Raw genomic sequence first — 17,546 nt, 5'->3', positions numbered from 1 at the left:
GCGGTTTTTTCCCGGATACGCTTAACTTGGGCCCTGCCGGGCCGATACAGAGTTACTTGTCAGACCAATCGGCATAATGCACCCTTTGCCTGCACCCCATCGAAACGGGTCGAGGCCTCCCCCTCGCTCAGTACCTGGAATCAGCCTCGCATGAAAAGTCATCCCGATGCCGCCAGCCGTTCGGCGGCCGAGGTTGTCACGCAGCTACCCGTGCCGTCGCGGCTCGGGCTGCTGCGTTTCGAGCGGCTGAACGAGCCGAGCTGGGCACTGCTGTTCCTCGATCCTGCCTGCGAGCGCCAGCTCGGGCTGCCGGCGACTACCCTCTGCGCACTGCTCGATGCGCCTTACGCCAGCCTGATGGAACCCGAGGCCCGCCACCGCCTGCACGAGCAGATCCAGCAGCAACTGGTGAAGCGCCCGCACTACCAGGTGAGCTACAAGCTGCACACACCCAACGGCGTGCTGACCATGCTGGAGTTCGGCGAAGCCTTCCAGCAGCATGGCCGCCAGTTGCTGCACGGCTACCTGATGGTCGAGGAGCGAGCGGAGAGCGCCGAGCGCAGCGAACAGTTGCTCGACCTGGAATCGCAGAACCTGCGCCTGAAGGCGTCCCTGGACCTCTACCAGCGCTCCCAGGACGACCACCTGCAACACCTGCTGCGCTCGCGCACCCAGCAGAACCTGATCGTCCGCCTGGCCCGCCATCGCTACCTGTCCAGCGACCCGCTGCTGGAGGCTGCGCAACTGATCACCCAGGCCGCCTGCGAAGCCTACGGCACCGCGCGAGCCGGCATCTGGCGGCTGCTCGACGACCAGCGCCTGGAAGCGGTGACCGTCTACCGCCGCGACCTCGACCAGTACGAGAAGCCCCAGAGCATCGACGCCAGCCGCTACCCCGCCTACCTCGAGGCGGTACACAGCGGGCGCGCCATCGACGCCCACAACGCCCAGCGCGACCCACGCACCCAGGAACTCTACAAGGACTACCTGAAGCCGCTGGGCGTCAACGCCCTGCTCGACGCCACCATCCGCATCGGCGGCGAGGTGGTCGGCGTGCTGTGCCTGGAACACGCCGGCGAGAACCGCATGTGGCAGAGCGACGAGATCGCCTTCGCCGGGGAACTCGCCGACCAGTACGCGCAGGTCCTGATGAACCACGAGCGACGCAATGTCTCCAGCGCCCTGCACCTGTTCCAGCGCGCGGTGGAACAGAGCGCCAGCGCCTTCCTGCTGATCGACCGCGACGGCGTGGTGGAATACGTCAATCCGAGCTTCACCTCGATCACCCAGTACAGCGCCGACGAAGTGCGTAACCGACGCCTGTCCGAGCTTCCGGCGCTGGAGAACCTCAGCGAGCTGCTGTTCGACGCGCGTTCCGCGCTGACCCAGCAGAACAGCTGGCAGGGCGAGTTCCGCAGCCGCCGCAAGAACCACGAGCCTTACTGGGGCCAGTTGTCGCTGTCGAAGGTCTACGACGATCTCGGCGAGCTGACCCACTACATCGGCATCTACGAAGACATCACGCAGAACAAGCTGGCCCAGCAGCACATCGAGAAACTCGCCTACCGCGACAACCTCACCGGCCTGGCCAACCGGCACTATTTCATCGGCGCCCTCGAGGAACGCCTGGAAAGCAGCGGCGACCGCCCGCTCAGCCTGCTGCTGGTGGACATCGACAACTTCAAGCGGATCAATGACAGCCTCGGCCACCAGACCGGCGACAAGCTGCTGGTCAGCCTGGCCCGGCGCTTGCGCAGTTGCCTCGGCGACGGCGCCACCCTGGCGCGCTTCGCCAGCAACGAGTTCGCCGTGCTGCTCGACGACACCGCGGTGGAAAAGGGCGAAAGCATTGCCGCGCAGGTCCTGCACATGCTCGACAAGCCGCTGTTCGTCGACAACCAGTTGATCAACATCACCGGCTCCATCGGCCTGGCCAGCGCCCCGCAGCACGGCTGCGACCCGCAGACCCTGATGAAGTACGCCGGCCTGGCGCTGCACAAGGCCAAGGCCAACGGCAAGCACCAGGTCCAGGTGTTCACCGAGGCGCTGACCGCCGAGGCCAGCTACAAGCTGTTCGTCGAGAGCAACTTGCGCCGCGCCCTGGCGCAGAACGAACTGGCGGTGCACTACCAGCCCAAGCTGTGCCTGCGCAGCGGCCAGTTGCTCGGCCTGGAAGCCCTGCTGCGCTGGCAGCATCCGGAAAAAGGCATGATCCGCCCGGACCGCTTCATCAGCGTGGCCGAGGAAACCGGGCTGATCGTGCCGATCGGCAAGTGGGTGATCCGCGAAGCCTGTCGCCAGGCCCGCGAGCTGGCCGAGGCCGGGCTGGGCGAGCTGCAGATCGCCATCAACCTGTCGCCCAAGCAGTTCACCGACCCGGACCTGGTCGGCTCGATCGCGGCGATCCTCCACGAAGAGAACATCCCGGCCAGCCAGCTGGAACTGGAGCTCACCGAAAGCCTGCTGCTGGACGCCACCGACGATACCCGCCAGCAACTCGAACGCCTGAAGAGCCTCGGCCTGACCCTGGCGATGGACGACTTCGGCACCGGCTACTCGTCACTGAGCTACCTGAAGAAATTCCCCATCGACGTGATCAAGATCGACCGCAGCTTCATCAAGGACATCCCGGACAGCCAGGACGACATGGAAATCACCTCGGCGGTGATCGCCATGGCCCACAACCTCAAGCTCAAGGTAGTCGCCGAAGGCGTGGAGAGCGCCGAGCAACTGGCCTTCCTCCGGCGCAACCGCTGCGACATCGGCCAGGGCTACCTGTTCGACCGGCCGATCCCCAGCGACCTGCTCAATACCAGTCTGCTGCGCTATCCTTGCCGCACCCTGCACTGATCGCCCAGGCCTCCCCCGCCGGCGCGGAAAGGCTGTACTCTCTGTGCTCATCCGCGAGTCATTCGCCTACCCCCTGAGCAGGAGACGAGAGCCATGGTTCTGCGTTCTGAAATCCTCACCAAGAAAAGCGAGCTGCCCACGCCGGACCAGGCCCTGCCGGGTCGCGAAAGCGCCATGCCGGTGCCCGAAGCGCACTTCGTCAACGGCCGCCCGCTGACCGCGCCGTTCCCCGCCGGCCTGCAACAGGTGCTGTTCGGCATGGGCTGCTTCTGGGGCGCCGAGCGTCGCCTCTGGCAGCAACCGGGTGTCTGGGTGACCGCGGTGGGTTATGCCGGCGGCTACACGCCGAACCCGACCTACGACGAAGTCTGCTCCGGCCTGACCGGCCACAGCGAGGTCGTGCTGGTGGTCTACAACCCGCAGGAGACCAGCTTCGAACAGCTGCTCAAGGTATTCTGGGAAGCCCACGACCCGACCCAGGGCATGCGCCAGGGCGGCGACATCGGCACCCAGTACCGCTCGGTGATCTACACCTTCGACGCGGCCCAGAAGGCCGCGGCCATGGCCAGCCGGGAGAGCTTCCAGGCCGAACTGGCGAAAGCCGGCTACGACCGCATCACCACCGAGATCGCCGACGTCCCGCCCTTCTACTACGCCGAGGCCTACCACCAGCAGTACCTGGCGAAGAACCCCAACGGCTACTGCGGCCTGGGCGGCACCGGGGTGTGCCTGCCGGCCTGACGACTATTCCGCCACCAGCCAGTCGAGACGCCAGCCGCCCTGGCTCTGGGCCATGACCTCGGCCAGCCAGGGCAGCAGGTCGCGCAGTTCGTCCTCCAGCGGCCACGGCGGATTGACGATGGCCAGCCCGGAGCCGTTGAAACGCTCGGCGTCGTCGATCGGATGCACGTGCAGCTCGGCACGCAGCAGCTTCGGCGCGACGCTACGTTCCAGGGCCTGGTAGAAACGCTTGAGCTGGCGCTCGTCCTTGATCGGATACCAGATCACCACCACCGTCTGGCGCATCCGCCCGATCGCCTCGTCGAGCGCAGCGACACAACGCTGCAATTCGTCGGCCTGCTCGAACGGCGGATCGATCAGCAGCACCGCGCGCTTTTCCGGCGCCGGCAGGAACGCCCGCGGCAGCAGCCAACCGTCGCCCTGGTGCACGGCGACCCGCCGTTCGCCAGCCATGTTGGCCTTGAGCAGGCGGCCGTCCTCGGGATGCAGTTCGTTGAGCAGCACGCGGTCCTGGGCGCGGGTCAGGCGCCGTGCCAGTTCCGGCGAGCCCGGGTAGTAGCGCAGGGAGCCGTCCGGATTCAGGTGACGGATCACGTCCAGGTAATCGTCCAGTTGCTCGGGCAGGCCTTCGCGCTCCCACAGGCGGGCGATGCCCTGCTCCCACTCGCCGGTGCGGCTGGCCTCGTCACCCTGCAGGTCGTAGAGGCCGACCCCGGAATGGCTGTCCAGGTAGGCGTACGGCGTGTCCTTGCGCCCCAGCAGGGCGAAGATCCGCGCCAGCACCAGGTGCTTGAAGACATCGGCATGGTTGCCGGCGTGGTAAGCGTGACGATAGTTCATGATGACTGCTCCTTGGACAGCGCCAGGCAGCGCTGCTAGCCGGACCGCCCGGCCCCGGCGGATTCGCGCCGACCCCGCGTCGGCACAGGCCCTCGCCCATGGGCGAGGGGCGCGGATTCTACCAGCCTCCCGAGGCTTCGGCAGCGGTCTCGCCGTCGCAGGTTTGGCCCTTGTATCACGCATATCGATGTTGGTTGGCGACCTTCATTCACCAGCCTAGACTCGCTGGCACCCTGGCACCGCCTGCGACGGTCGATGCCTTCGCCGCGCCGCCCCACGATCCCCTTTCGCCGAGGTCGTCATGTCCGAAACCCTGCTCAGTTCCCGCAACCTGGCGTTCGAGCTGTACGAAGTCCTCGATGCCGAAGCCCTGACCCAGCGCCCGCGCTTCGCCGAACATAGCCGCGAAACCTTCGATGCCGCCCTCGGCACCGCGCGGAGCCTGGCGGAAAAGCTGTTCGCCCCGCACAACCGCAAGGGCGACGAACACGAGCCGCTCTATGAGAATGGCTCAGCCACGCTGATTCCGGAAGTGAAGCCGGCAGTGGATGCCTTCCTCGACGCCGGCTTCCTCAACGCCACCCGCAGCTTCGAGCAAGGCGGCATGCAGTTGCCGACCCTGCTGTCGCAGGCCTGCTTCGCCCACTTCCAGGCGGCCAACGTCGGTAGCTCGGCCTATCCGTTCCTGACCATGGGTGCCGCCAACCTGATCGAGAGCTTCGGCAGCGAGGAGCAGAAGCAGCGCTTCCTGCAACCGATGATCGAGGGCCGCTTCTTCGGCACCATGGCCCTCACCGAACCGCACGCCGGCTCCTCCCTCTCCGACATCCGCACCCGCGCCGAACCGGCCGCCGACGGCAGCTATCGGATCAAGGGCAACAAGATCTTCATCTCCGGCGGCGACCACCCGCTCTCCGAGAACATCGTGCATATGGTCCTGGCCAAGCTGCCGGATGCACCGCCGGGGGTGAAAGGCATCTCGCTGTTCATCGTGCCGAAGTTCCTGGTCAACGCCGACGGCAGCCTCGGGCCGCGCAACGACGTGATCCTCGCCGGCCTGTTCCACAAGATGGGTTATCGCGGCACCACCTCCACCGCGCTGAACTTCGGCGACAACGGCGCCTGCGTCGGCTACCTGGTGGGCAAGCCGCACCACGGCCTGGCCTACATGTTCCAGATGATGAACGAGGCGCGCATCGGCGTCGGCATGGGCGCGGTGATGCTTGGCTATGCCGGTTACCTCTATTCGCTGGAGTACGCCCGCGAACGCCCGCAGGGCCGCCTGCCGGACGGCAAGGACCCGAGCGCGCCACAGGTGGCGATCATCCGCCACGCCGACGTGCGGCGCATGCTGCTGGCCCAGAAGGCCTATGTCGAAGGCGCCTTCGACCTGGGCCTGTACGCCGCGCGCCTGTTCGACGACAGCCAGACCCTGGAAGACGACGAACAGCGCCGCCAGGCCCACGACCTGCTCGACCTGCTGACCCCGATCGTCAAGTCCTGGCCCTCGGAGTTCTGCCTGAAGGCCAACGAGCTGGCGATCCAGATCCTCGGCGGCCACGGCTACACCCGCGAATACCCGGTGGAACAGTACTACCGCGACAATCGCCTGAACCCGATCCACGAAGGCACCCACGGCATCCAGTCCCTCGACCTGCTGGGACGCAAGGTCGGGCAGAACAATGGCGCCGGCCTGCGCCAGCTGACCCGCCTGATCCAGGATGCCTGCCGGCGCGCCGAAGCCCACCCATCCCTGGTCGCCCTGCGCCAGCCGCTGGAACGGCTGGTGGCGCGGCTGTCCGAGGTGACCCTGGCACTGCTCGGCGACCTGATGCAGGGCCAGGTCAACCAGGGCCTGGCCAACTCGGCGCTGTACCTGAAAGTGTTCGGCCATGCGGTGATCGGCTGGCGCTGGCTGGAGCAGGCGATCCGCGCCGAGGAAGGGCTGGCTCGCGGCGACTGCACCGACGCCGACTTCTATCGCGGCAAGTTGCAGGCCGCACGCTACTTCCTGACCTGGGAAGTGCCTGGCTGCCACCACGAACTGGCGCTGCTGGAGGCCCGCGACGACGTGTGTTCGAGCATGCAGGAAGAATGGTTCTGATCCTGCCTGCCCTTTCCCGCCCCGGTCACGTCCGGGGCTTTTTTATGTCCGGGCATGGACGCCGGGTTGCCGTTGCCTGGCGGCCACGCCGGCGAGTCCGCGCGCACTCGCCCGGACAACGCGAAAGCCTTGGAATTCCTTCGAAAAAAACCGCAGCCGCCCCTTTACAGTCCGCCAAATCCGCAGGTTAGAATCACTTGGCATGCGGCCTGCATCCTGTCTACGTAATTCCCCTACGTAAAACCGACCCGTAGCGTCGCCTTCCCCCTGTCCCGCCGCGAGGAGGCCGACCTTGGACGCCGTCACCGTCAATAATTTCTTCCTGATCGGGGCGGTGCTGGTCGGCATGAGCATCCTCGTCAGCTCGCTGTCCTCCCGCCTGGGCATCCCGATCCTGGTGATCTTCCTCGCCGTCGGCATGATCGCCGGCAACGACGGGGTCGGCGGCATCGTCTTCGACAACTATCCGATGGCCTACCTGGTGGGCAACCTGGCGCTCGCCGTGATCCTCCTCGACGGCGGCCTGCGCACCCGCGTCTCCAGCTTCCGCGTGGCGCTCTGGCCGGCATTGTCGCTGGCCACCCTGGGCGTGCTGGTGACCACCGGCCTGACCGGCATCGCGGCAGCCTGGCTGTTCGACCTGCACTGGATGGAAGGCCTGCTGATCGGCGCCATCGTCGGCTCCACCGACGCCGCCGCGGTGTTCTCCCTGCTCGGCGGCAAAGGTCTCAACGAGCGGGTCACCGCGACCCTGGAAATCGAATCGGGCAGCAACGACCCGATGGCGGTGTTCCTCACCGTGACCCTGATCGAGATGCTCGCCAGCGGCCAGACCGGCCTCAGCTGGGGCTTCGCCCTGCACCTGGTGCAGCAGTTCGGTCTCGGCGCCCTGCTCGGTCTTGGCGGCGGCTGGTTGCTGCTGCAACTGATCAACCGCATGCACCTGGCCGGCGGCCTCTACCCGTTGCTGGTGATCAGCGGCGGCCTGCTGGTGTTCGCCCTGGCCAACGCCGTCGGCGGCAGCGGCATCCTCGCCATCTACCTGTGCGGCCTGCTCCTCGGCAACCGCCCGATCCGCAGCCGCCACGGCATCCTGCACATGCTCGACGGCATGGCCTGGCTGGCGCAGATCGGCATGTTCCTGGTCCTCGGCCTGCTGGTCACCCCCCACGACCTGTGGCCGATCGCCCTGCCGGCACTGGCCCTGGCGCTGTGGATGATCCTGGTGGCACGACCGCTGTCGGTACTGATCGGACTGATCCCGTTCCGCGCCTTCCACGACCGCGAGAAAGCCTTCATCGCCTGGGTCGGCCTGCGCGGCGCGGTGCCGATCATCCTCGCGGTGTTCCCGCTGATGGCCGGCCTGCAGAACGCCCAGCTGTTCTTCAACGTGGCCTTCTTCATCGTCCTGGTCTCGCTGCTGGTGCAGGGCACCAGCCTGCCCTGGGCGGCCAGGCTGCTGCGGGTGGTGGTGCCGCCGGATCCGGCACCGATATCCCGCGCCGGCCTGGAGATCCACCCGACCAGCGAGTGGGAGCTGTTCGTCTACCACCTGAACAAGGAAAAGTGGTGCATTGGCGCCGCCCTGCGCGAGCTGAAGATGCCCGGCGGGACCCGGATCGCCGCGCTGTTCCGCGGCACCGAACTGCTCCACCCGTCGGGCAGCACCATCCTCGAGGCCGACGACATTCTCTGCGTGATCGGCCACGAACACGACCTGCCGGCCCTCGGCAAGCTGTTCAGCCAGGCGCCCGACCGGGGCCTCGGCGCGCGCTTCTTCGGCGACTTCGTGCTGGAAGGCGATGCCCAGCTGTCGGCGGTGGCCTCGCTCTACGGCCTGAAGCTCGACGGCATTGACGGCGAGCAAGCGCTGGGCCGCTTCATCGCCCACGAGATCGGCGGCGAAGCGGTGATCGGCGACCAGGTGGAGTGGAACGGCCTGACCTGGACCGTGGCCGCCCTGGAAGGCAACCGTATCCGCAAGGTCGGCGTGAAGTTTCCGGAAGGCCGCCCAGGGCCCGGACTTTTCCTCTGATTTCCTGTCGAATTCCCGTTCCGAGGCGCCTTGCGGCGCCTCGGAGCCACCACTAACCTGCATTCACCCTTCTTCGAGTCTCTTCTCGACCATGCCTGCCCTTCGCTCCCTGATCGCTATTCTTTTCCTCGGCCTCTGCCTTGCCAGTCCGCCGCTCCTCGCCCAGTCCGAGCCGCCCTCGGCCGAGGCCGTCCAGCAAAGCCTCGACAAGCTGGCCGAGCGCAAGCTCGCCGAAGCCGACCAGAAGGTCGCCAAGGCCAGCCTCGAACAGACCCTCAAGTTCCTCGCCGCGCGCGACGAAGCGCTGCAGAGCCTGGAGGACCTGAAAAAGCGCCTGAGCGACGCGCCCCGGCAGATCGAGGAAAACCAGCGCGAACTGGAGCGCCTGAAGAAGACCAAAGAACGTCCGGTCAGCGAACGCTACAGCGGCGAGAGCGCGGCCCGCCTGGAAATGCTGCTCAACGACCGCACCACCCAGCAGGCCGAGTGGCAGAAAGCCCTGGGCGAGGCCAACAGCCTGTCGATCACCGCCGAGACCCGTCCGGAACGAGCCCAGGCCGGCATCAGCAGCATGCAGGCACGGATCCTGGAAATCGGCTCGCTGCTCAAGGCCGGCAAGGAAAGCGGCAAGACGATCAACGCCGACCGTCGCGGCGAGCTGCTCGCCGAGCAGGCCGCATTGACCGTGCAGAGCCAGCTGTTGCGCCAGGAGCTGGCCGGCAACAACCTGCTGCAGGACCTCGGCAAGAGCCAGCACGATCTGCTCACCGAGAAGATCTCGCGCCTGGAAAAGGAAACCCTCGACCTGCAGGCGCTGATCAGCGAGAAGCGCCGCGAGCAGTCGGAAAAGACCGTCGCCGAGCTGTCCAAGGAAGGCGCCCAGGGGGCCGGCACCGACAGCCTGCTGAGCCAGGAGAACGCCAAGAACCTGCGTCTCTCCGACTACCTCCTGCGTGCCACCGACCGCCTCAACGTGCTCACCCGGCGCAACCTCGAGACCAAGCAGCAACTGGACAACCTGACCCAGTCCAACCAGGCCCTCGAGGAACAGATCAACGTCCTGCGCGGCAGCCTGCTGCTGTCGCGCATCCTCTACAAGCAGAAACAGGCGCTGCCCAAGATCAAGGCCGACCAGAGCCTAGCCGACGAGATCGCCGACCTGCGCCTCGGCCAGTTCGAACTGAACCAGGAACGCGACAAGCTGGCGACCCCGCAGCAATACCTGGACGACCTGCTCGCCCAGCAGCCCAGCGAGCAGGTCACGCCGGAACTGCGCAAGGATCTCGACACCCTGTTGGCAACCCGTTCCGAGTTGCTCGAACGGCTCAACCACGAACTCAACGCGCTGCTCAACGAAGCGATCACCTTGCAGTTGAACCAGAAACAGTTGCTTTCCACCAGCGAGAGCCTGCGCACCACCCTCGACGAGCAGATGTTCTGGATTCCCAGCAACCAGCCGCTCGACCTGTCCTGGTTCAAGATGACCCCGACCCTGCTGAAGAACCAGCTCACCGAGATCCCCTGGGGCTCCGGGGTGCGTGAACTGGGCGAAGGCCTGGTCGATCGGCCGCTGCTGTTCCTGCCGCTGTTCCTGCTGATCGCCGCGCTGCTGTGGAAACGCCGCTACCTGTACGACAAGCTGGCGGAGCTGAACGACGACATCGGCCACTTCAAGCGCGACAGCCAACTGCATACCCCGCTGGCGATCCTGATCACCATCCTCCTCGCCCTGCCCGGCACCCTGACCTTCGCCGTCGCCGGGCTGGCCCTGCTGCTGGACGCCCGCGGCCAGAACGCCACCCTCGGCAGCGCCCTGCTGGAAATGGCCCAGGTCTGGCTGCTGTTCTACACCGCCCATCGCATCCTCACCCCGGGCGGCATTGCCGAGCGGCATTTCCACTGGAGCCGCGAACAGGTCGGCTTCCTCGACCGGCACCTGGTCCGCCTCGGCGTTGTGGTCCTGGCGCTGGTCGGCGTGGTGACGGTGGCCGAGCACCAGCCGGCGAGTCTGGCCGACGACGTGATCGGCATCGCCGTGGTCCTGCTCGGCTACGCGGCCATGGCCTGGCTGCTCAGCCGCCTGCTGTTCAGCAGCCCCGGCGACGAACGTCCGTCGCTGATCAAGATGATCGTCGGCATCCTCTTCACCGCGCTGCCGCTGGTGCTCTTCGTCGCGGTCTGCTTCGGCTACTACTACACCTCGCTGAAGCTCACCGACCGTCTCATCGATACCCTTTACCTGCTGCTGCTCTGGTTCGTCATCGAAGCCGCCTTCGTCCGCGGCCTGGGCGTGGCGGCCCGGCGCCTGGCCTACGCCCGGGCCCTGGCGAAACGGCAGAACGCGGCGAAGGAAGGCGTCGATGGCGAGACCAACGTCGAGGAGCCGACCCTCGGCATCGAGCAGATCAACCAGCAATCGCTGCGGCTGATCCGCCTGGCTCTGCTGATCGGCTTCATCGTCTGCCTGTACTGGGTCTGGGCCGACCTGATCAGCGTGATCTCCTACCTCGACAACGTCACCCTGTACCAGTACACCGCCGGCACCGGCGAAGCGGCCACCAGCGTGCCGATCAGCCTGCGCGACTTCCTCGCGGCGCTGGCCATCGCGGTGGTCACCGTGGCCCTGGCGCGCAACCTGCCCGGCCTGCTGGAAGTCCTGGTACTGCAGCGCCTGACCCTGGCCCAGGGCAGCGCCTACGCCACCACCACCCTGCTTTCCTACGCCATCAGCGGCATCGGCATCGTCAGCGCCCTGTCCACCCTCGGGGTCAGCTGGGACAAGCTGCAATGGCTGGTGGCGGCGCTCTCGGTAGGCCTCGGTTTCGGCCTGCAGGCGATCTTCTCCAACTTCGTCTCCGGCCTGATCATCCTCTTCGAGCGTCCGGTACGAATCGGCGACGTGGTGACCATCGGCAACCTGTCCGGCACGGTCAGCCGGATCCGCATCCGCGCCACCACCATCACCGATTTCGACCGCAAGGAGATCATCGTCCCGAACCAGACCTTCATCACCGGGCAACTGGTGAACTGGTCGCTGAGCGATACCGTGACCCGGGTCACCATCAAGATCGGCCTGGCCTACGAGACCGACCTGCCGCTGGCGCGCAAGCTGATGATGCAGGCGGTCAAGGAAAACCCGCGGGTACTGCGCGACCCGGAGCCGCTGCTGTACTTCCTGACCATCAGCGCCAGTACCTTCGACTACGAGCTGCGCTTCCACGTCCGCGAACTGGGCGACCGCAACCCCTCTACCGACGAGATCCTGACGAAGATCGCCACCAGCTTCCGCGAACACAAGATCGACATGGCTTTCAACCAGGTCGATGTGTTCGTCAAGAACCTCCAGGGCCAGCAGGTCCAGCTGTTCGTCGGCGAGCCGCAGCACAGCGGCGTCGGCAATCCGCCCGCGCTCAAGGGCCAGGACGGTCCCGCCGAACCGACCCGCTGAACCTCCGGGCCTGGACGCCCTCCGGCAATTCCCAGCACAATGCTCGGGAATTGCCGGAGGCCTCTCTTGAAATCACTCGACGACCTCGACTTCGACAACCGCTTCGCCCGCCTGGGCGGCGCCTTCTCCACCGAAGTCCTGCCCGACCCCATCGCCGAGCCGCGCCTGGTGGTAGCCAGCCCCGCCGCCCTGGCGCTGCTCGACCTGCCAGCGGAAACCAGCGACGAAGCGCTGTTCGCCGAACTGTTCGGCGGGCACAAGCTGTGGTCGGAGGCCGAGCCGCGGGCGATGGTGTATTCCGGCCACCAGTTCGGCTCCTATAACCCGCGCCTGGGCGACGGCCGCGGCCTGCTGCTCGGCGAGGTGATCAACCAGGCCGGCGAGCACTGGGACCTGCACCTCAAGGGCGCCGGCCAGACCCCCTACTCGCGGATGGGCGACGGGCGCGCCGTGCTGCGCTCGTCGATCCGCGAGTTCCTCGCCTCCGAAGCCCTTCCGGCACTGGGCATTCCCAGCAGCCGGGCGCTCTGCGTGATCGGTTCGAGCACGCCGGTCTGGCGCGAGAAGAAGGAAAGCGCGGCGACGCTGCTGCGCCTGGCGCCCAGCCACGTGCGCTTCGGTCACTTCGAATACTTCTACTACACCCGCCAGCACGACCAGTTGAAACAGTTGGCGGCGTTCGTTCTGGAACACCACTTCGCCGACTGCAACGCAGCCGAGCGGCCATACGCGGCGATGTTCCGCCAGGTCGTCGAGCGCAACGCCGAACTCATCGCCCGCTGGCAGGCCTATGGCTTCTGCCACGGGGTGATGAACACCGACAACATGTCGATCCTCGGCATTACCTTCGACTACGGGCCCTACGCCTTCCTCGACGATTTCGACGCCAATCACATCTGCAATCACTCCGACGACGCCGGCCGCTACTCCTTCAGCAACCAGGTACCGATCGCCCATTGGAACCTGGCCGCCCTGGCCCAGGCGCTGACGCCACTGGTGGAAGTGGACGAACTGCGCGCCAGCCTCGACCTGTTCCTGCCCCTCTACCAGGCCCACTACCTCGACCTGATGCGCCGGCGCCTGGGCCTGGGCGTCGCCGCGGAGAACGACCAGGCCCTGGTCCAGGAACTGTTGCAGCGCATGCAGGGCAGCGCGGTGGATTACTCGCTGTTCTTCCGCCGACTCGGCGAAGAGACTCCGGAGCGGGCGCTGGCCAGCCTGCGCGACGACTTCGTCGACCGCGAGGCCTTCGACCGCTGGGCCGAGGCCTACCGCCGGCGCGTCGAGGAAGAAGGCGGAGACCAGGAGTCGCGGCGCCGGCGCATGCACGCGGTCAACCCGCTCTATGTGCTACGCAACTATCTGGCACAGCAGGCTATCGAAGCGGCCGAGCAAGGCGACTACACGGAAGTCCGATTGCTGCACCGGGTGCTGAGTCGCCCGTTCGAGGAACAGCCGGGCATGGAGCGCTTCACTCGGCGCCCGCCGGACTGGGGGCGGCACCTGGAAATCAGTTGCTCCTCCTGACGGGATGCCCTGACAGAACGGCGGCCGGTAATGCCGCAATGGAATAAATACCTTCGGAAAACTTCTTAGACGCACTAAGAAAAGCCGATTATCTTCGCCGCCACACTTATTCCAGCCTGTTCTACCACCTCCTGTCAGGCGCCTTGCCGCATGAAGATACGCGACCTCGATCTCAGCCAGAGTTCGATCAACACCGAACACCAGGCGCTAGGTCTGCCTCCTGTCGAAGATTTCGTCACCCATCCGGACGACCACCCGGTACTGCGCGCCGCCATGTGGGCGGCGGTGCTGATCCTGGTCGGCCTGCTCGCCTTCCTGGCCTGGCGCCTGTTCTTCGACAACGGCGGCAGCAACGGCTTCGAGATCATCGAGCAGGCCCTGACCAGCCGGGGTTTCTGGAGCGCGGTGGCGGTGGGCTTCTTCGCCCAGGTGATCGACGGTGCGCTGGGCATGGCCTATGGCATCACCGCGACTACCTTCCTGCTCAGCGCTGGTGCCACGCCGGCCGCTGCCAGCGCCAGCGTGCACATCGCCGAAGTGTTCACCACCGGCTTTTCCGGGATTTCCCACGTCAAGCTCGGCAACGTCAACAAGTCACTCTTCCTCCGCCTGCTGCTGCCGGGAATGATCGGCGCGGTGCTCGGCGCCGTGCTGATCACCCGCTTCGACGGCCACCAGCTCAAGCCCTTCATCTCCGCCTACCTGCTGCTGATGGGCCTGTACATCCTGAGCAAGGCCTACCGCCACGTGATCAAGCGCCGGGCACCGCGCCATGTGGCCAAGCTGGCACTCTTCGGCGGCTTCGTCGATGCTGCCGGCGGCGGCGGCTGGGGCCCGGTGGTCACCAGCAGCCTGATCGGCTCGGGTAGCGACCCGCGCACCACCATCGGCTCGGTGAACTTCGCCGAGTTCTTCCTGACCATCGCCAGCGCCACCTCCTTCATCCTCCTCGCCGGCCAGCCGGACACCTGGAAGATGGTCGCCGGGCTGGTCTTCGGCGGCTTGTTCGCCGCACCGTTCGCCGCCCTGCTGTGCAAGAAGCTTTCGCCGCGCACCCTGCTGGTCATCGTCGGCACCCTGATCACCCTGATCAGCGCCTACAACATCTACATCGGCCTGCGCTGACAGGCATAAGCGGCGAACACAACAGTCTAACCAGGCACGCTTTTCCTTGCCCGGGCGCATTGACCCGCCCGGCGCGCTTTCCCATGCTGCGTCCTTCCAATCTGCCCGAAGGAACGCTGCATGAAACTGGAAACCCTGGCCGTCCACGCCGGCTACAGCCCTGACCCGACCACCCGCGCGGTGGCGGTGCCGATCTACCAGACCACCTCCTACGCTTTCGACGACACCCAGCATGGCGCCGACCTGTTCGACCTGAAGGTACCGGGCAACATCTACACACGGATCATGAACCCCACCAACGACGTACTGGAACAGCGCGTCGCGGCGCTGGAAGGCGGGGTCGGGGCGCTGGCGGTGGCTTCGGGGATGGCGGCCATCACCTACGCGATCCAGACCGTCGCCGAGGCCGGCGACAACATCGTCTCGGTGGCCAAGCTCTACGGCGGCACCTACAACCTGCTGGCCCACACCCTGCCACGCATCGGCATCCAGGCGCGCTTCGCCGCCCACGACGACATCGCCGCCCTGGAAGCGCTGATCGACGAGCGGACCAAGGCCGTGTTCTGCGAAACCATCGGCAACCCGGCGGGCAACATCATCGACCTGCAGGCACTGGCCGACGCCGCTCACCGCCACGGTGTGCCGCTGATCGTCGACAACACGGTAGCCACCCCGGTGCTCTGCCGGCCGTTCGAGCACGGCGCCGACATCGTCGTGCACTCGCTGACCAAGTACATGGGCGGCCACGGCACCAGCATCGGCGGGATCGTGGTCGACTCCGGCAGATTCGACTGGGCGGCGAACAAGTCGCGCTTCCCGCTGCTGAACACGCCCGATCCGTCCTACCACGGCGTCACCTACACCGAGGCCTTCGGACCCGCCGCCTTCATCGGCCGCTGCCGGGTAGTACCGCTGCGCAACATGGGCGCGGCGCTCTCGCCGTTCAACGCCTTCCTCATCCTCCAAGGCCTGGAGACCCTGGCGCTGCGCATGGAGCGCCACTGCGACAACGCCCTCGCCGTGGCCCGCTACCTGCAGCAGCATCCGCAGGTGGCCTGGGTGAAATACGCCGGCCTCGCCGACAACCCCGAGCACGCCCTGGGCCGGCGCTACCTGGGGGGCCGCCCGGCGGCGATCCTGTCTTTCGGCATCCAGGGCGGCAGCGCCGCCGGCGCGCGCTTCATCGACGCCTTGAAGCTGGTGGTGCGGCTGGTCAACATCGGCGACGCCAAGTCCCTGGCCTGCCACCCGGCGAGCACCACCCACCGCCAGTTGAACGCGGAGGAACTGGCCCGCGCCGGAGTCTCCGACGACATGGTGCGGCTGTCGATCGGCATCGAGCACATCGACGACATCCTCGCCGACCTCGACCAGGCCCTGGCCGCCGCCGCACGCTGAGCGGATCGGTCAGTCCGGGCGAGCGTTTCGGTCCTTGCCCGGCCTGGCCGGCCGGCTAGTCTGGCTGGGATCCCCGACATGGAGAGCGCCATGCCACTGCCCACCGAACTCGCCAGGCACCTGACCGAAGAAAAGATCGCCTTCGTCCAGCGCAGCGGACTCAGGGCGGAAGTCCTCGAACCCGGCTACGTGCGCCTGCGCATGCCGGGCGCCGGCAACGAGAACCACATCGGCAGCATGTACGCCGGGGCGCTCTTCACCCTCGCCGAACTTCCCGGTGGCGCGCTGTTCCTGACCAGCTTCGACAGCGCCCGCTTCTATCCCATCGTCAAGGAGATGACCTTGCGCTTCCGCCGTCCGGCCAAGGGCGACATACGCGTCGAGGCACGCCTGGATGCCGAGCGCATCCGCCAACTGGAAACCGAGGCCGGGGAGCGCGGCAAGGCCGAATACAGCCTCGAACTGCAACTCACCGACGAGCAGGGGGAGGTGGTGGCGGAAAGCACCGCGCTGTACCAGCTACGCAGCCACGCGCGGCCCTGACTGGCAGATTTCGCAGGGCCCGGCGAAGGTTTTTTCTGCCATGGATCAAGGTCCGTAGCGAGCTGCGGCGCGACAGTGGAGAAGCCAGCGTAGCCATCCCACGGAGTCCGCCATGATCCGCCACCTCCTGGTCGCCCACGACCTCACCCCGGAAGCCGACGTCGCCCTCGCCCGCGCCGCCCAACTGGCCCGCCAGCACGATGCGCGGGTCAGCCTGCTGCACGTGTACGACCCGGGGCTATCGGCGTCAGCGGTGAAGACCGTCAGCGCCATGCTGCAGCTCAAGCGCAAGGAGGCCGGCCTCGACGAGGACAGCACCATCCACCTGTTCAGGGGCCAGCCGATCGACGGCATCCTGCAGCAGACCCGGGCGCTCGAACCGGACCTGCTGCTGATGGGCGCACACCACCAGAAGACCTTCGAACGCTTCGGCAACACCACCCTCGACCAGGTGGTGCGGCGCAGCCGGGTGCCGGTGCTGCTCGCCGTGCGCGAGGCGGACGAACCCTACCGCCAGGCGCTCAGCGCCCTGGACTTTTCCCAGTGCGCCTGTACCGCGCTGCGCCAGGCCTACCGCCTGCTGCCGGTGGAAGCCGACCTGCACGCCCTGCACGTGTTCGAGTCCCCCGACGACGGCGTGCTCGGCCTGCCCAGGCAGAATGCCGCGCACCTGGCCACCCAGGCCGGGCTGATCGAACAATTGCTGAGCGACGAGCAGGAGCGCCTGCCGGGCGTCGGGCCGCAGCTGAGCCACGAAGTGGTTCCCGGCGTGCTGCCGTACAGCCTGGACGCCGCGTTGAAGCAGCGCCAGCCGGAGCTGCTCGCCCTCGGCCGGCACAGCCGCAACGCGCTGATGCAGGCGCTGCTCGGCAACCTGGCGCAACGTTACCTGCGCCAGCCGAGCTGTGACGTCCTGGTTACCTCGTAGAAGCGCT

General features: G+C 66.7%; 11 protein-coding genes. 10 read left to right on the top strand and 1 reads right to left on the bottom strand.

The window, feature by feature from the left end:
* The first annotated feature begins 150 nt into the window (after positions 1-150).
* Entirely contained in the window at positions 151-2,850 is a 2,700-nt protein-coding gene (gene dipA, locus JHD77_RS08820) for a phosphodiesterase DipA (RefSeq protein ID WP_003106476.1), read from the top strand.
* A 93-nt stretch (positions 2,851-2,943) separates the two neighbouring features.
* Positions 2,944-3,591: a peptide-methionine (S)-S-oxide reductase MsrA gene (gene msrA, locus JHD77_RS08815; protein ID WP_003095789.1), complete on the top strand. Its 648-nt coding sequence runs from the start codon at positions 2,944-2,946 to the stop codon at positions 3,589-3,591.
* Between the two features lie 3 nt (positions 3,592-3,594).
* Here msrA and JHD77_RS08810 read toward each other — a convergent pair whose 3' ends face one another.
* A complete protein-coding gene (locus JHD77_RS08810; RefSeq protein WP_003095790.1) occupies positions 3,595-4,431 on the bottom strand; it encodes a 23S rRNA (adenine(2030)-N(6))-methyltransferase RlmJ in 837 nt (278 codons plus the stop codon).
* A gap of 301 nt (positions 4,432-4,732) precedes the next feature.
* Between JHD77_RS08810 and JHD77_RS08805 the strand changes: the two genes are divergently transcribed.
* The 8 genes from JHD77_RS08805 (at position 4,733) to JHD77_RS08770 (ending at position 17,539) form a co-directional block, all read left to right on the top strand.
* A complete protein-coding gene (locus JHD77_RS08805; RefSeq protein ID WP_031756321.1) occupies positions 4,733-6,535 on the top strand; it encodes an acyl-CoA dehydrogenase in 1,803 nt (600 codons plus the stop codon).
* A 292-nt stretch (positions 6,536-6,827) separates the two neighbouring features.
* A complete protein-coding gene (locus tag JHD77_RS08800) occupies positions 6,828-8,570 on the top strand; it encodes a potassium/proton antiporter (RefSeq protein WP_003106481.1) in 1,743 nt (580 codons plus the stop codon).
* A gap of 91 nt (positions 8,571-8,661) precedes the next feature.
* On the top strand, positions 8,662-12,018 hold the full coding sequence (gene mscK / locus JHD77_RS08795; protein ID WP_003103675.1) for a mechanosensitive channel MscK: 3,357 nt from the start codon (positions 8,662-8,664) through the stop codon (positions 12,016-12,018).
* Positions 12,019-12,084: 66 nt separating this feature from the next.
* Positions 12,085-13,545 carry a protein adenylyltransferase SelO gene (selO, locus tag JHD77_RS08790; RefSeq protein ID WP_031756319.1) on the top strand — a complete coding sequence of 487 codons (1,461 nt, stop codon included), beginning with the start codon at positions 12,085-12,087 and terminating at the stop codon, positions 13,543-13,545.
* Between the two features lie 150 nt (positions 13,546-13,695).
* The gene (locus JHD77_RS08785) at positions 13,696-14,670 is read left to right on the top strand and encodes a sulfite exporter TauE/SafE family protein (protein ID WP_003095804.1); all 975 of its coding nucleotides are present in this window, start codon (positions 13,696-13,698) and stop codon (positions 14,668-14,670) included.
* A gap of 120 nt (positions 14,671-14,790) precedes the next feature.
* On the top strand, positions 14,791-16,068 hold the full coding sequence (locus JHD77_RS08780; protein ID WP_031756317.1) for a bifunctional O-acetylhomoserine aminocarboxypropyltransferase/cysteine synthase: 1,278 nt from the start codon (positions 14,791-14,793) through the stop codon (positions 16,066-16,068).
* 90 nt (positions 16,069-16,158) lie between these two features.
* Entirely contained in the window at positions 16,159-16,611 is a 453-nt protein-coding gene (locus JHD77_RS08775; protein ID WP_003103685.1) for a YiiD C-terminal domain-containing protein, read from the top strand.
* A 112-nt stretch (positions 16,612-16,723) separates the two neighbouring features.
* Entirely contained in the window at positions 16,724-17,539 is an 816-nt protein-coding gene (locus JHD77_RS08770; RefSeq protein ID WP_031756315.1) for a universal stress protein, read from the top strand.
* The last annotated feature ends 7 nt before the right edge of the window (positions 17,540-17,546 follow it).

This window comes from Pseudomonas sp. P20 (assembly GCF_016463925.1).
Taxonomy (GTDB): domain Bacteria; phylum Pseudomonadota; class Gammaproteobacteria; order Pseudomonadales; family Pseudomonadaceae; genus Pseudomonas; species Pseudomonas aeruginosa.
The sequence above is the reverse complement of the archived record's forward strand: the minus strand, read 5'-3'. Positions and strand labels throughout refer to the sequence as shown.

Excerpts from the sequence above, each read along its gene's own strand:
- dipA (WP_003106476.1), top strand. The coding sequence starts at position 151 with ATGAAAAGTCATCCCGATGCCGCCAGCCGTTCGGCGGCCGAGGTTGTC.
- msrA (WP_003095789.1), top strand. The coding sequence starts at position 2,944 with ATGGTTCTGCGTTCTGAAATCCTCACCAAGAAAAGCGAGCTGCCCACG.
- JHD77_RS08810 (WP_003095790.1), bottom strand. The coding sequence starts at position 4,431 with ATGAACTATCGTCACGCTTACCACGCCGGCAACCATGCCGATGTCTTC.
- JHD77_RS08805 (WP_031756321.1), top strand. The coding sequence starts at position 4,733 with ATGTCCGAAACCCTGCTCAGTTCCCGCAACCTGGCGTTCGAGCTGTAC.
- mscK (WP_003103675.1), top strand. The coding sequence starts at position 8,662 with ATGCCTGCCCTTCGCTCCCTGATCGCTATTCTTTTCCTCGGCCTCTGC.
- JHD77_RS08785 (WP_003095804.1), top strand. The coding sequence starts at position 13,696 with ATGAAGATACGCGACCTCGATCTCAGCCAGAGTTCGATCAACACCGAA.
- JHD77_RS08780 (WP_031756317.1), top strand. The coding sequence starts at position 14,791 with ATGAAACTGGAAACCCTGGCCGTCCACGCCGGCTACAGCCCTGACCCG.
- JHD77_RS08775 (WP_003103685.1), top strand. The coding sequence starts at position 16,159 with ATGCCACTGCCCACCGAACTCGCCAGGCACCTGACCGAAGAAAAGATC.
- JHD77_RS08770 (WP_031756315.1), top strand. The coding sequence starts at position 16,724 with ATGATCCGCCACCTCCTGGTCGCCCACGACCTCACCCCGGAAGCCGAC.